We start from the raw sequence: 15,128 nt of genomic DNA, 5'->3' as shown, positions 1-15,128 counted from the left end.
AACCTAGTTTTCTCCCGCAGCACTACGAAGTTTAGACAAGAACAGAGCCGCCAACGCCACAACAGCAATCAAAATCAAGAAAGTGACAACCACCAGTGCGGCTCCATAGCCAAAGTCGAGATAGCGCATCACCGTGGCGTAGACATAGATGGAAACGGTTTCCGTGGCGCCACCAGGTCCCCCTCCGGTCATCACCTGAATCAAGTCGAAGATGCCGAAAGCTTGGGCAAAGCGAAACAGCGTGGCAATCAAAATCTGTGGCATCAGCATCGGTAGGGTAATTTGGCGGAAGCTCTGCCAGGGGGTAGCTCCGTCCATCGCATGCGCTTCATAAAGATCACCCGAAATAGACTGCAAGCCCGCCAAGAGCAAAATGGCCACAAACGAGGTGGTTTTCCAAACATCGGCAATCACGACGGATACCATCGCCGGAACCGGATTGCCCAACCAGTTGATGCCAGTATCAATCACCCCCAACCGCAGTAGCAGGTCATTGACCACACCAAACTGGTCGTTAAAAATCCAAGCCCACGTCGCGGCAATTAGTGCTGTTGGCAAGGCCCAGGGCAGAATGGCGATCGTCCGCACTGCTCCCCGTCCTTTGAAAGCTTGATTCAACACCAGCGCAATGGCTAAGCCTAAGATTAATTCCAACACCAGCGATGAAATGGTAAACACCATCGTGTTACTGATGGTCTGCCAAAAGCGCCCATCTTGAGCCATGCGTCCATAGTTACCCAAGCCATTAAACACAGGTTGCAACTGGGTTCCTAGGTTCTGTGTGAACAAACTCAGCCAGAACGATCGAGCGATGGGGTAGGCATACACTGCTGCCAAAATCAGCAATGCCGGAGCTAACAATAGCCATCCAGTGCGTTTTTCGCGAGATCGAATCGTACTTGTCATGATGCGGCGGCTCCTGCCTCTAGTAATCGACGAGTTTCATCAGCGGCTGACTTCATGGCGGCTTCAGGATTCATACGACCCGTTAACGCTGCACTAAGATAGCGCTGCAAAATATCCGAGGCTTGGGCATATTGCGCCACTGGCGGACGTAAAACGCCACGTTCTAGCACTTCCAGCAAATCAGGATAGTAGGGATATTGCGCTACAATCTCTGGATCGTTGTAGAGCGATCGAATTGTCGGCAAATGGCCATTAGCCAGCGCCGTCAGTTTTTGCCCTTGAGGCCCGGCAAAAAAGCGCACCACTTGCAGCGCCTCCTCTGGGTGTGGCGTTGTGTGGGAGATTCCTAGCCCCCAACCCCCTAAGCAGCCCGCTCCATCTTGCCCCGGGGCATGCACCATCGGTCTAATGTCAAATCGTCCTTGAATTGCTGACCCGTCTTCATTACCCAGCGGGTAGGCATAGGGCCAGTTGCGCATAAACACTACATTGCCACTTTGGAACAGCCGCCGGGCTTCGTCTTCTTGATAGGTCGTGACCCCTGGTGGAGAAACACCTTGAGCAACGGTATTGCGCAGAAACTCGATCGCCTTCAAGGTTTCAGGGCGGTCTAAGCCAACCTCCAGCGTCTCAGGGTTGACCCAAAAGCCACCAGCTCCCGACAACACCTCGACGAACATGGCCACCAGCCCTTCATACTGTCGCCCTTGCCATACATAACCCCACTGCGCCTCTCCTGCTTCCTGGATAGTGCGCGACGCTGTCAGCAAATCATCAAAAGTTTCAGGTGGCTGCAATCCCGCTTGTTCCAATAGATCAGTGCGATAGTACAGTAGCCCAACATCGGTGCGAAATGGCAAGCGGTACAGCCGTCCTTGATACCTGCCGCCTTCTAAATCCGCCGGCAAAAAGTCGGCTAATTCAGATTCGGGAATCTGGTCGGTCATGTCTACTAGCCAACCCGCTGCGGCAAATTTAGGGAGCCAGACCACATCCATTACCACTAGGTCATAGGGCGAATCGCCCAACAAAAAAGAAGACGTGTATAGGTCTTCAATCAAGTTAGACGCCGCGGGACCTTCGACTAAGTTCAGCCGGATGTTGGGGTTCTGGGCCTCAAATTCTTCTACAACCACCCGGGCTGAAGCCGCATCGAGGGCAGGCATTAACATAGAAAGCACAACAGGTTGCTGGGAGAAGGCGATCGCCGCATAGAACACAATGCTGAGCGCCACTCCAATTCCTGTGAGCACTAGCCACAATCGTGATGGCAACCTGCTCAACAGCAACCGTTTTAAGCGATGAATGAGTAAATTAACATTCATAGAAAGTAGACGACGCAAGGATAAAATGTTGCAGAAAAAAGGTGCCGCACTTCAAATTTTGAAGAACGCCTAGTTGATTTTGAATCGAAAGCACCAGTGAGTCGATCGCTCCAGTTGATGGGTGTATTTTTCAGCCCAGAGACTCTTCAATTGGGCAACAAATGCATTCAGCCTTTGAGCTATTGCTATTGCATTTGCAGCCTAAAAGCCTCAACAATGCTCAGCTTTAGCCAACGAATATCCTTTTAAATTTAGAATAAATTTCAATTTGAATGAGAAGGAATGTAAAAAAAGTTTAGATTCTTTTGCATTGAACTTCAGAAATCAAATTGACAAATTCTTGACTTCAAGCTTAGTAATAAGCAAGCGATCGAATATCAGTGCTTAGCATCAAGAAATCGCAGAATTGATGGCACAGCACTACACTAGAAACTATTTAATGCATAGCTAGATATATTAGAACTTGTGATCTCAATGCCTCTACTACAAGGTAGATTTCTATTCATTCGGCCCTTCCTAAACTACCCTCGTGTTTTTCCGCGCTTCCCAAACTCATGCTTGAATAGATGAGGATGTTGGACACCAAGGAAACGTCATCATCATGGGAAGGGTTTGGGCAAGTTTGGAGAGTAGTTGGCAATGGTTAACCCAATTTTTAAGTCCTTCGGTGTTCGGGAATCCTGTCACCGATCCAGTTGGGGTATTTTTGATCATCATGGCCATCATGTTGGTGGCTCCCCTCTTATTCGAGCGCATTCGACTCCCCGGAATTGTTGGCTTGATTTTAGCTGGTGTGGTCATTGGGCCAAACGGACTAGGAATTTTAGAGCGAGATAATACGATCGTGCTGTTGGGAACGGTGGGGTTATTGTTCCTGATGTTCATGGCCGGATTGGAAACCAGCTTAGATGACTTGAAGTACAACGCAGATAAGGCAGTGATTTTTGGATTGGCAACCTTTGGTGTACCGATGCTGATGGGCACGGTGGTGATGCAGGGGTTGGGCTATAGTTTTTTGGCGGCTGTCCTAGTGGCGTCCTGCTTTGCCTCCCACACGTTGGTAGCGCTGCCGCTCGCGTCAAAATTTGGCATCATGCGATCGCAGGCTGTCACGGCTACACTAGGAGCAACCCTCATTACCAATGTGTTAGCGCTGCTGGTTTTAGCGGTCGTCGTTAAGTCTCATCAAGGTGACTTAAATTTGGGATTTTGGCTATTTCTCATTCCTTCTCTTGCGCTTTATACCTTCGCCACACTGTGGGGCGTGCCTAAAGTAGGGCGTTGGTTTTTTCGTCGCTTTGGCCACGACGAAGGAGCCGAATTCACCTTTGTATTTGCCACGTTGTTGGTGGTGTCCTATGCAGCCGCACTGATTGAGATTGAGCCAATTATTGGGGCATTTCTAGCCGGAATTGCTATTACTCAATTGATTCCGCAGCTTAGTCCTTTGATGAACCGGATTCAGTTCATTGGTAATACGCTATTCGTGCCATTTTTTCTAATCTCGGTCGGGATGTTGGTCAACCCCTTAGTGCTCATTCAAAATCCACAATCGTTGCTGGTATCGGGTGCCATGGTAGGAGTTGCATTGGTTGCTAAGTTGCTGCCAGCATGGGGAGTGGGCAAATTCTTTGGCTTTGCCCGATCGAGCATTATGGTTATGTTTGGGCTATCGGTGGCGCAAGCCGCATCAACCTTGGCTGCTATTACCGTTGCCTATGACATTGATTTAGTCGATCAGCTAACCGTCAATGGCACGATCGCCATGATTTTAGTTACCTGCATTGCCTCGCCTTGGATTACAGCCCGATGGGGACCCAAAATTAAAGCTGAAACAACGAAACGCAGTGGAAAGCGCATGACAGTATCGGCTCCGGTCAAGGCTGGACCGTTACGCTATCGCATTTTGATTCCCGTTGCTAACCCCAACACCGAAGATAATTTGCTGCAACTAGCACTGATTTTAGCCAAAACAACCGGAGGAACCCTGTTACCGTTGCATGTGCTGTCAGACGCAAAAGGTCCCATTTCAGAAGAAGCTAAAATGCAGCAAACACAACTGTTGGCTGTCGCAGAAACGATCGCCCATGCGTCCGTCACCCCAGTCGAACCGATTGGTCGCGTTGATGCATCGATCGATCGGGGCATTGTCCGCGTTGCCCAAGAACGCAGTGCCAGTTTAATTGTTTGTGGTTGGAAAGGCTATTCCACCTATCGAGAAAACTTTTTTGGTGGTGTAATCGACAATGTTCTGCGTCGGGCCACAGTGCCCGTATTGGTTAGCCGCTTTCCTCAAGCGATCGAAGCCATTCAACGAGTCCTATTAGTGATTCCAGACGGCGATCAGGAAAACCCCATCTTGCAACAAAGCTTGTCTTTAGCACAAACCCTCGCCTCTGAACTCAAAGCCACACTGCAACTGCTGCAAGTAGTCAACGATCGTCCCCGACGGCAGCCAAGCCAGCGACTCACCACAGACCTACCCATCCATCCCATCCAAGGTAATCTGGTAGGGCAAGTCTCGAGACGCCTACAGCCTACCGATCTTCTGATGATGACCGTTGGCACCCAACCCGAACGGTTTGGAACCTCAGCCCTTGGCGTAGAACCCGAAGCGATCGCTCGTCAGCATCCAAACGTATCGATGATCATCGTGCATTTCCCCAGCCAAGACGAAAGGAAAGGATGAAAATAGAAGCAATAAAAGAGAGACAGTTAGAGCAGTACACTCCCCACTCCCTACTTCCTACTCCCTACTCTCCACATTCCTTCACCCAAACTTCCCACAAATCCGGTCGCCGATCGCGAGTGCGTTGAATTTGCTGTTCTTTTCGCCATTGGGCGATCGCTTGATGATTACCTGACAGCAAAACATCGGGCACTTTCCAGCCGCGAAAGTCAGCCGGGCGAGTGTATTGAGGATAGTCCAGCAAGCCAGCTTCAAAGCTCTCTAGTTTAAGGGATTCTTCTTTGCCAACGGTTCCTGGTAAAAGTCGAATCACGCCATTCAGCAAGGTAAGAGCCGGAATTTCTCCACAGGTCAACACAAAATCGCCCAGAGACACTTCTCGATCGACCAAGTGCAACACCCGCTCATCGATTCCTTCATAATGTCCACAAATTAATACCAATTGATTAAAGCCAAGCGCTAGTTCTTGAAACAAGCGCTGATTCATGGTTTGCCCCTGAGGAGTCAGTAAAATCACCTGACGTTGGGGCAACACAGGTAAAGATTCAACCGCCGCGAAAATAGGTTCTGGTTTCATCAACATCCCCACGCCGCCGCCATAGGGTTCATCGTCTACTTTGTGATGCTTGTCGGTAGTGAAATCACGAGGATTCACCAAATGAACGGTTGCAATTTGTTTCGCGATCGCTTTACCCAACAAGCCAGAACTGAGTGGCGAATCAAAGAAATCGGGAAACAACGTCACAATGTCGAAACGCATGGTTACTACTTAAAAATGATTACAGCTTAAGAAGAGTGGGAATTCTAAGAGCAATTGCAGAAACAGTACGGAACTGCCCTCGTTTTAGTTGTATATAACCGTTGTGTATAACCAATGTGCCTGCGTTCTCTCCTCATCGCATCAACAGTTCTTTTTACCTTAACTAGCTTTTCTAAATAACCGATCCCTTTGAACAATTTTGAAGACTCACGAGTAAATCTATGTCGCGAAGCAAACGCTTTGGAACCGTAATGATGATAGCCGGCATTCTAGCAGGTGGATGGGGAATCCCATCGGTAAGCCAGGCTAGTCCGCTTGCCCAGAACCGATCAGAAGTATCTTCTGCCCCTCAAATTGCTCAACTAGAGTTGCCATCCTCTGACATGTCTTTGGATCTTTTAGCTCAGACGTCTCCCCCTGAAACCACGGTTTTTACCAATCAACGCAGCCTTACCGTTACTGGGACTGGGCAAGTGAACGCCCCAGCCGACCAAGCACTCTTACAACTGTTTTACTATCCGATCGTTCCAGTTGATACCACTCTGCCCGTTTCGTCTGCCCCAATTAATCCCAGTGAACTGCAATTCATTGTCAATGCCCTCACCAGCTTGGGCGTGGCGGAGCGTGATATTCGAGTTTTTGCCGATCCCAACAGCTACGGCGGGGCAAGAATTCAACTGACATTGGCGCAACCCACCACCGATCGCCTCAATCAAATCGTATCAAGGGTCAATCAAGTTGTGGCTGAGGACGAACGGTTTTCGCCCAGTGGCAGCAGCGTGATTTATACGATCAATCAGTGCTCAACCATAGAAAATGATGCTCGACGAGCAGCCATCGCCGATGCAGAAACGCGAGCAAACGATTTTGCCAATATTGCCGGCGTGGAGCTTGGAAAGGTCTTAACGTTGGCAGACTATTCTAGCTGGAACTTTGGCTATTCCACAACGTGCCCTACGCCCGACAGCCTGTCTCCGGCTCCATTTCAGTATGGAGGGTATCCTTTCGATCCTACTGTGCCGCCTGTAGTCAGCGTTACCACACAAGTAACCGCCACTTACTCGATCGAAGACTAAGATCGAATCGATCGGATTGAAGACGGTTCATTTGTCCAATGCGGAAGAGAAACGATAGGGGTTGTGCAAACGACCCCTTATCGTTTGAGAAGAACCATCAAGGAACAATGCTGAGAAAGATCTGGCAGAACATGGATATCCCTCTTGAATGGGTGCAGGAACCCATTGAGGAGTTGGATAAGCAATTGCACAACTGAGTCAGTTACAAGCTTACTGGCGATCGCAATGACTGATTTCAAGACAGCTTTTAACCGGAATGTGCCTTTACTTAGGAGATGCGATCAGGATAATAGTTGTAATCAATGCCACAATGGAAAGCATGGGAACTGCAAACAGCACTCTGCGATAAACCTCAGTACTACGATCGACTACACCATTGCCAAATGGTCTCCAATGCCCCAGTTGTTGCAATTGCTCCAGATGATAGCCGTCATAGCGTGCCATCCGCGCAAACGGAAGTTCACCTTGCGGACGCTGTGGCAAGATTCGTCGCCGTTGGTAGGGAACGATCGTCTCTCCAAAGTTTTCCAGATACTCGTCACTGTTGATTAACCGATCAATGAACCCACCTAACCCTTTGGTTGCCAAAACCGTTGACCAGGCAAATTTTTCTCGCTGGTTATACACGTTGCGACCTAGAATCCGCTGAATACACATCTCGACAAATCGATAGTTATTATTTACCTCATAGTTCAATTTTCGAAATGAATCAGACAACGCCAACCCTCGAATGAAATCGCGCACAGTGATTTGACCACAGCGAAGTTGTGATTCTAAAGCAATTTGGCGATGATGATGAATGATTTGTTGTTCGTTAAATATTTGTCGATAGCAAGCCCAGATGATTGAGTCCATCTCGGTCGTCTTGGGCGAATTATCTGTGGTATACATTCTAGGATGCTCATCACCTGGAATTTCGTAGCTGTTGACTCGCTGGTTCTGACTGGAAAGAGAATAGGCTAAAAGTGGTAATGACATGTTGAATATTTTCGCGAATAGATTAAATTCAGAACAAGAAATAAAGAGTGAACAGATAGGAGAGAGCAGGTAAGGGATGAAAATAACTCATCTACCTATCCATCCACCCTTGTGATTAATTTGGATAGAGTTCATCAAAGTTCTTTGCAGAACCTGAAAAACCTAACTCTCAACCGCATTCAAGGCTTTTTCCACCCGCCTAAAGTCAAATCCCATAGCTCGCAGTGCGTGCCAGAGATGCCCTTGCAGGAAGAAGAATGCTAGGAAGAAATGAGCATTGGCTAACCAAGCCCGAGGTGTGTGGGCACCCAGTGGTAGGTCGATCGTATCTGCAAAATAAGGAGCCACTCCCAACTTGACATCTAACGGAGGGCCATAGAACTCAACCGGATACGCCAGTGTGTTTACAGCACAGAAGTAAGCTGCTACAAATCCAGCCAGGGCAATGCCACCCAACGAATAAGACAGAATGGCTTCACCTGAAAAAATCAGCACTTTCTTTGCCCAATTCAGGGGAGGAACCAAAATATGCCAGATGCCACCTGCAATTAACATCACTCCCACATAGATATGCCCTCCCACTAAATCCTCCAAGTTGTCAACGCTGGCGAAATGAGTTTGATAGCCATAGATGACGGCGGGATTAAGGGTTGGCTCTGTCACCACGCGAACCGTTTGAGATGCAGCATCGTATAGCCCCCCCCAATACATCGCTTTTGCAACCAGTAACAATGCACCTGCTCCTAAGAAAAGCAAATGATGCCCCAGAATCAGTCCGAGTTTTGCAGAATCGTTCCACTCAAAGTGAAATTTACGAGCTTGCCCAGAAGCATCTTTGAGATTCTCTGGCGCTCTAAAGGCATGGAACAGTGCCCCTGCTCCAAACACTGCGGATGAGATCAGATGCACCGAACCGACTACAAACCACGGGTAGGTGCTGACGACTTGTCCACCATCGCCAACACCCAACCCCAGGGTTGCCAAGTGAGGGAGTAGGATCAAACCTTGTTCACCCATGGGACGAGCAGGGTCAAACTGAGAAATTTCAAATAGTGTGAATGCTCCTGCCCAAAACGTAATCAGTGCAGCTTGAGCAACATGCGCTGCAATAAATAGCCCAGACAAGTCAGCGAAGCGAGCGTTACCCGCCCACCAGTCATACTTTACGTCAGGATTGCCATAAGTCTGCATGGCAGCACTTTGCATGGATTTCTTTCTCCTTACTTGTTATACAGTAATCAGCATTTATTGAGAACTATACTCAATTAGCTTCAGAGGTATCCTATCACACTTATCAAGAATGACTATTATTAACACCATGTAAATTAATGTAATGATAGGGGGTTGTCGGCTTTGGCTAGTGTGGGCATGCTCTGTAAATGCGTCCAATTTCGCTAGATTCTTGAACGGCAGTATCTCAAAGTATAAGAAGCAAATTTATTGATAATCTATCTCAAGAAAGGTGTTAGAAAACAAAGGGCATGTGACAGTAGTTAGCACAATGAGTTGGAGAAGATCCACACATGGTTGCAAGATTAGACGATACAAAGCGGAGTGCGATCGCTCAAGAAATTGCCGATCTCAAAGCGCTCCAGGAATTGTTGATTGCGACAGAACAGAACCTTCTGCCTGCCGTCAGCACAGATGCGGAGATTCGCGATCGCTTTAATGACTTTCTTCGAGATGACCAAAAGAACCTGACGGTGATTGATGGTGTTCTGACCCAGTTTGGGGGTGTAACTCAGCCTAGAGATACGATTCGACAGTACATTGATCAGGTAAACCGTTTGATGAACGGCTCAGAATTAACGCTGTATCAGAAAGTGTCTACTCATGAGCGTATTAAACATCAAGCGGTAATGACAGGTTTGATTGTTCATAAAGCGGCACAAGTTGCTGGTGAGGATGTCAAGCAGGCGATCGGTGCTTTGAATCAAGTGAACTTTGAGAATCGTGCCCATCAAGAGCAATTGAAAGGAGTGATGGAAATTCTGGGAACTCGAGAACTGACAGGCAAAGACCCCGACAAAGGAGTTTGGGCACGGACGCAGGATGCTGTTGCCGCATTGAGAGGTCTGTTTGAGGGAATCACTAAGTGACATTCCATACAGTCTTACACAAAGGATGAAAAATCCTTTCACCTAGGTATTCCTGAACCATTCATCTAACTTGATTCAACCTACAAACAAGGAGTTCTCTATGTCAGTTGATATGACGCCTGCTGATAACCTGAACGATGAAATCGTTTATGTATTGCTCAACAAGATCAAACACAGTGGCGAAGGGCGATCGAATGTCAGCTTCTTTGCTGAAGACTTTGACGGCAAACAAGTTAGCCGCGAGGAATTAAACGAACAAATGAATCATTTGTTGCAATCTAACTACATGATGGGAGAAATTGATTCGTCCTCTGACTCCTCTGCTCTGATCACGGTTAAGAACGCAGAGATTACCACCGATGGTCGTGCTTTGTTAAAAGCTAAATACTTCAAAGTAGATCAGGCTTAAATTCAAAAGGAACGATGGAGCGGGAAGTGATGAAATGTAGTCAGCACTCCTTGCTCCATCATTTCATCCTCAACTAAGACCTGCTCGGCTAATTTCTAGGACAATAAAGCTGGCAAACAGCACACCCCCAAGACCACCAATCAGAAATCCTGACGTAAACAAACTCCAGTCTTTGTAGGTCTTGAGATTACCGGGTAAGACTCCACGTGGTTTGGGTCTACCTTGAAAGACCGCAAACCCATATAGAAACAGACAAACACTGAGAATCACAACCAAGCCTGATGCACCGCCAAAGCCACCGATGAGAGCAGCATCAGTGTTTCGCAATGGGCCTAGTTTGAGGAATGGGCCTAGCAGTAGATAGCCATGTGCCATACCAATCTCTAGCCCCCGTGTAATGGGAGACAACCCCGATCGATAGATGGGAAGGTTTTTGATCCAAGTGAGGCTAATGTCGCTGGTGTTGATCGGAGTTGCTAGGTTGCCCTGCTGAACATCGCTACGGTCAGGCTGCACAATGCCTGTAAACAGAGGTATGCCATTAAACTGGCTATCACCCAGCATGGCATCGGAATTGAACGTCATCTTGCTAAAGACAAATCCAGCAGCGATCGCCCGGGACCTCAAGGCGTGCCAGAAATGCCCTGCCAGCAGCAGACTGGCAAAGATAACATGAAATAGCATCAGCCAAGTACGCGGAGTAATCACCCCATCGACAGTGGTAGTACCAACAGGGCCATAGAACACCGAGGGATACACCGTTTCATTCACCCAAACAAAGTAAGCAGCAAAATAGCCCATATACGCTAGTGCTGCCTGACTGTAGGACAAATAAGCTTCTCCTGACCAGACAAATAAGCCTTTCGCCCAGTTGGTTGGTCTTGTATAGATATGCCAGATGCCACCCAGAATGCACAGGGCGCCCACCCAAATATGACCTCCCACAACATCTTCCAGGTTGTGGACGGCTGCCATACCCTGAAGTGTCCAACCGTCAGGCGTGATGCCCACCAGATAGCCAAAAATCGTGAGTGGATTCAGCGTGGGATTGGTAATGAGACGAACATCGGCGATCGCCGGATCATACACCCCCCCTAGTCGAGTTGCCCTAAGCACTAGCAGCAATGCTCCCATTCCCAGCAGTACTAGATGAATGCCAAGAATAGAAGTCATTTTGCCACCATCTTCCCAGTTGTAACCAAACCCCTTTTCATCTAGTTTTTCTGGTCCCAAAACTGCATGGTAAATGCCGCCGGCTCCTAAAATTGATGAACTAATCAGGTGAACAACACCGATCGCAAAGTAAGGATAGGTGCTAATAATTTGCCCATCGGCTCCGACCCCAAACCCCAAACTAGCCAGATGGGGCAATAAAATCAAGCCCTGGTCATACATCGGCAAATTGGGATTAAACTGGGATAACTCAAACAGGGTCATTGCACCTGCCCACAGCACGATTAATCCTGCATGGGCAACATGGGCACCCAATAACTTACCTGACAGATTGGCAAAGCGGAAGTTACCCGCCCACCAAGAATAGGGATCGACAGAATCTTTGACATAGCGTGTTTCGGGCGTACTGCCTGGAAACTCCAGCGAAGGCGCTGTGCTGTCGGGTGTTACATTTGCAATTGTCATTTCAACTCACCTGCCCACGAGTAGAAGCGAGAACCCGTCCTTCTGCAAAGCTGTAGCCTGCTGCTCGCAGTGCATGAAATAGGTGCCCTTGCAGGAAAAAGAAACCTAGCCAAAAGTGCGCATTGGCGAGCCAGACCCGCGCGGTTAACTCACCGTCTGGACTAACAAAAACTGGGAAGCGATCGAACACCAATGACAAGGTAGGACCATAAAACTCAGTTGGAAATACTAGTGAATTGACCGAGACAAACAACGTTGCCACGAACGCCATCAGACTTACCGCGCCAATGCTGTAGGATAAGTACGCTTCCCCTGACCAGACAAACAGTCGTTTTGCCCAGGTAAATGGAGTCGTACGCATATGCCAGATACCGCCGAGAATGCACATCAGACCTACCCAGATATGCCCTCCTACAACATCTTCGAGATTGTCCACACTAGCAATCCAGAACTTTCCTTGTGTACCCAGCAGATAACCAAAAATTACCGCTGGATTCAGTGTTGGATTGGTAATTAGACGCACTTTTTGAATGAGTGGATCGTAAAGCCCACCAAAGATCATCGCTTTGGCGACTAACAACAATGCACCCGTACCTAACACCACTAGATGAATACCGAGAATCGTTGTCATCTTGTTAGCATCATCCCAGCGATACCCAAAAAAGGGAAACCGATCTTCCAGTTTTTTGGGACCTTTGAACACATGAAAGAGACCACCCGCACCCAAAAAAGCAGAACTAATCAGATGTAAAACACCAATCACAAAATAGGGATAGGTATCCACAATTGCGCCACCGTTACCCACACCAAATCCTAATCGCGCCAGATTGGGCAACACAATTAATCCCTGCTCATACATCGGTTGATCTGGCTTGAAACCCGCTACTTCAAACAGGGTGATCGCACCCACCCATAAGACAATTAGCCCAGCATGGGCAACATGGGCACCCAATAACATTCCAGAAAGGTTAACTAAACGAGCATTCCCCGCTCGCCAAGGAATTGAATCGATGGCTTGAGTTGCTGTTGTCATAATGAGTTACTCTCCTCGTTAAATCCTATTGAATGGGGATGAGTGAGACTTTCTGTTCCTCACTCTTGGCTTTGCAACCCCGCAGGTACTGCTAACGTCACATCCTTCGCCATGAAATCAAAGAATGTATTAGCCTGCACACCGCGTTCCGCTGAACGTGCTCGGTAGGCGTGCCAGAGATGTCCGATTAATGCCAAAAATCCTAGGGCAGCATGGACACTGGCAAGGGCAGCACGGACTGGTGAACCGCTCACAGGACCGTAAAAGACGTTGGGATAGACAATGTCATTGACTGAAACAAAGCACGCCACACTGAAACCTGCGATCGCCAGCGCACCTAGGCTATAGGAAAGGTAGGCTTCTCCTGACCAGACCAATGCCCGCTTTGCCCAATCGAGCGGTTTAGAGAAAATGTGATAAATTCCGCCAATAATACATAGAAGGCTGACCCAAACGTGACCACCAATCACATCTTCTAAATTATTCACACTGGCCATTCCCGTTATTGTCCAGCCATTAGGGCTAAAGCCAAACAAATAGCCAAAAATCCGGGCTGGATTTAAGTTAGGCTGAATCAATCGCACCTGATCAACCAACGGATCATACAGCCCACCCCATTGGGTTGCCTTAAGCACTAGCAGCAGTGCCCCGCCTCCCAGCAAGACCAAATGAATTCCCAAGATGGTGGTCATTTTGTTGCCATCATTCCAGTTATAGCCAAACCCTCTTTCATCTAGGACTTCGGGCCCCAGCACAGCATGATAAATTCCGCCCGCTCCCAGCACAGCAGAACTAATCAAGTGCAGCATTCCAATCAGATAGTAAGGATAGGTATCGAAAATTTGTCCATTGACTCCGACGCCAAATCCCAGCGTTGCTAAGTGAGGCAGCAAAATCAAGTTCTGTTGGTACATCGGCAAATTGGGATTAAACCGGGATAGCTCAAACAGGGTCATTGCACCCGCCCACAGCACGATTAATCCCGCATGGGCAACATGTGCCCCTAACAATCGTCCTGAAAGGTTCACAAACTGGGCATTACCTGCCAACAAGGGTGCTCCAGATTCTTGATCAAAAGACCAGCCCAACACCCGAAAGACAGGCTTCCAAACAATTGAGACTGCCATTCACCGTTTCCTTTGAGTATTCAATCAACAAAACAACCTGGACTCGATGCAGTGGTTGCAGCGAATCAGTTAAACCTATTGCAATGTCACGGATCGCAAAATCAAATCCCTTCTCTATAACAGGCAAGTATCGTAAGTTGAATCACTTAGCTGGTTCAACTCACCAGGATTGACTTTCCGAATTGGCTCTCTCTCAAAGGATTATTGACATTCTCATGCGGATCGGCGGCTTAATGAGAATGATTAGCGTTAAATCTGATTATGCAGGTTGAGCAGCAAATACCCAATAAAAATCAAGATTTTGTTACACTTCTTGCGGTGGGTGCTGTAATCATACGCTGGATAGTGGGTCAAAGGTCCGGCTTCTATGAACTACGCCTGAGATATGCCATCTCAACCTTTGTAGATGTATATAGCTGAATGCTCTATGCTCTTTTAACGCAGAATTTAGAGTCCAAGGTGGCCGATCGCGCTCAAAAGTTTGGGGTGAGAACCAATGCCATCTTTTATGCTTTAAAGAAGATGAAAGTCACTCAGAAAAAGCGCTGAGATCTCGAGAGAGAAACACAGAAGCAAGAATTAGATGCTCTCAAATCTTGAAAGGCTTAATTCAACGGTATGGTGGCAAAAGCCTTGTCTTCACCGATGCATATGGATTTGAGGAGAGTGTGACTTGTCTGTATGTTTAGTCAAAATAGATTTTATAATTTCTCCTAGCGCTTGCGCTTTCCATGTTTTGCGCGCTTCTGACTGCCAGGTGGTGTTCGGTGGCGGCCAAAATATTTCTCGCTGCGATAGCGGAGCCACACTCGTAACACTTGTGGAATCTGCGCTTTTTGCTCGTTCGTTAGAGTATTGTAAAGTTGCAGCGCTCGATCGCGTTCCCCTCGACAGGCAGCATTATTATGAGCATCCCAATAGCTGCGGGCAACTCGAATCCGCCGACATACTTCTTTCACCAGCGCATCTCCGCTGAGAGGGTCTTCGGGTTGTTTCATCATTCCAGCTTAACGATTGCTGCGATCGGATTGACACTTTGATTTTAATTGACTGACACACCTTGCACCGTCGTTATCCCAATTTGATCC

At 47.9% G+C, this 15,128-nt stretch carries 14 protein-coding genes; 5 read left to right on the top strand and 9 right to left on the bottom strand.

What is annotated here, in order from left to right:
- Window positions 1-3 precede the first annotated feature (3 nt).
- Window positions 4-906 carry a carbohydrate ABC transporter permease gene (locus tag OXH18_RS17660; protein WP_268608467.1) on the bottom strand — a complete coding sequence of 301 codons (903 nt, stop codon included), beginning with the start codon at window positions 904-906 and terminating at the stop codon, window positions 4-6.
- Window positions 903-2,231 carry an ABC transporter substrate-binding protein gene (locus OXH18_RS17655; protein ID WP_268608466.1) on the bottom strand — a complete coding sequence of 443 codons (1,329 nt, stop codon included), beginning with the start codon at window positions 2,229-2,231 and terminating at the stop codon, window positions 903-905. The genes OXH18_RS17660 and OXH18_RS17655 overlap by 4 nt, the downstream gene beginning before the upstream one ends.
- Window positions 2,232-2,832: 601 nt before the next feature.
- Between OXH18_RS17655 and OXH18_RS17650 the strand changes: the two genes are divergently transcribed.
- Complete coding sequence (locus tag OXH18_RS17650; RefSeq protein ID WP_268608464.1) at window positions 2,833-4,920, top strand: cation:proton antiporter domain-containing protein; 2,088 nt, start codon at window positions 2,833-2,835, stop codon at window positions 4,918-4,920.
- 64 nt (window positions 4,921-4,984) lie between these two features.
- Here the strand turns inward: OXH18_RS17650 and trmD are convergent, their stop codons facing one another.
- Window positions 4,985-5,680, bottom strand: a complete 696-nt coding sequence (trmD, locus tag OXH18_RS17645; RefSeq protein ID WP_268608462.1) for a tRNA (guanosine(37)-N1)-methyltransferase TrmD — start codon at window positions 5,678-5,680, stop codon at window positions 4,985-4,987.
- Window positions 5,681-5,901: 221 nt separating this feature from the next.
- Between trmD and OXH18_RS17640 the strand changes: the two genes are divergently transcribed.
- Window positions 5,902-6,756: an SIMPL domain-containing protein gene (locus tag OXH18_RS17640; protein WP_268608461.1), complete on the top strand. Its 855-nt coding sequence runs from the start codon at window positions 5,902-5,904 to the stop codon at window positions 6,754-6,756.
- Between the two features lie 264 nt (window positions 6,757-7,020).
- On the opposite strand, the gene OXH18_RS17635 is transcribed toward OXH18_RS17640, so the two are convergent.
- Complete coding sequence (locus OXH18_RS17635; RefSeq protein ID WP_268608460.1) at window positions 7,021-7,734, bottom strand: phycobilisome rod-core linker polypeptide; 714 nt, start codon at window positions 7,732-7,734, stop codon at window positions 7,021-7,023.
- Between the two features lie 162 nt (window positions 7,735-7,896).
- Entirely contained in the window at window positions 7,897-8,925 is a 1,029-nt protein-coding gene (locus OXH18_RS17630; RefSeq protein WP_268613207.1) for a chlorophyll a/b binding light-harvesting protein, read from the bottom strand.
- 332 nt (window positions 8,926-9,257) lie between these two features.
- Between OXH18_RS17630 and OXH18_RS17625 the strand changes: the two genes are divergently transcribed.
- Both OXH18_RS17625 and OXH18_RS17620 read left to right on the top strand, forming a co-directional pair.
- Window positions 9,258-9,833, top strand: a complete 576-nt coding sequence (locus OXH18_RS17625; RefSeq protein WP_268608458.1) for a hemerythrin HHE cation-binding protein — start codon at window positions 9,258-9,260, stop codon at window positions 9,831-9,833.
- 100 nt (window positions 9,834-9,933) lie between these two features.
- On the top strand, window positions 9,934-10,242 hold the full coding sequence (locus OXH18_RS17620; protein ID WP_268608457.1) for a hypothetical protein: 309 nt from the start codon (window positions 9,934-9,936) through the stop codon (window positions 10,240-10,242).
- A gap of 69 nt (window positions 10,243-10,311) precedes the next feature.
- Here the strand turns inward: OXH18_RS17620 and OXH18_RS17615 are convergent, their stop codons facing one another.
- From OXH18_RS17615 to OXH18_RS17605, 3 genes are read right to left on the bottom strand one after another with little or no spacing between them, the layout of a single operon-like run.
- On the bottom strand, window positions 10,312-11,880 hold the full coding sequence (locus tag OXH18_RS17615; protein ID WP_268608456.1) for a chlorophyll a/b binding light-harvesting protein: 1,569 nt from the start codon (window positions 11,878-11,880) through the stop codon (window positions 10,312-10,314).
- A gap of 1 nt (window position 11,881) precedes the next feature.
- Window positions 11,882-12,913, bottom strand: coding sequence for a chlorophyll a/b binding light-harvesting protein (locus tag OXH18_RS17610; RefSeq protein WP_268608455.1), 1,032 nt, complete (start codon window positions 12,911-12,913; stop codon window positions 11,882-11,884).
- A gap of 59 nt (window positions 12,914-12,972) precedes the next feature.
- Window positions 12,973-14,040 (bottom strand): chlorophyll a/b binding light-harvesting protein, encoded by a 1,068-nt coding sequence (locus OXH18_RS17605; protein WP_268608453.1) that lies wholly within the window; start codon window positions 14,038-14,040, stop codon window positions 12,973-12,975.
- 420 nt (window positions 14,041-14,460) lie between these two features.
- On the opposite strand from OXH18_RS17605, the gene OXH18_RS25560 reads away from it, so the two are divergent.
- On the top strand, window positions 14,461-14,589 hold the full coding sequence (locus OXH18_RS25560; RefSeq protein ID WP_390904335.1) for an IS630 transposase-related protein: 129 nt from the start codon (window positions 14,461-14,463) through the stop codon (window positions 14,587-14,589).
- Between the two features lie 164 nt (window positions 14,590-14,753).
- Here OXH18_RS25560 and OXH18_RS17600 read toward each other — a convergent pair whose 3' ends face one another.
- Window positions 14,754-15,038: a Precorrin-3B methylase gene (locus tag OXH18_RS17600; RefSeq protein WP_315874753.1), complete on the bottom strand. Its 285-nt coding sequence runs from the start codon at window positions 15,036-15,038 to the stop codon at window positions 14,754-14,756.
- Window positions 15,039-15,128: the final 90 nt, after the last annotated feature.

The sequence above is a fragment of the Thermocoleostomius sinensis A174 genome (assembly GCF_026802175.1).
Lineage (GTDB): Bacteria > Cyanobacteriota > Cyanobacteriia > Elainellales > Elainellaceae > Thermocoleostomius > Thermocoleostomius sinensis.
The sequence above is the reverse complement of the archived record's forward strand: the minus strand, read 5'-3'. Positions and strand labels throughout refer to the sequence as shown.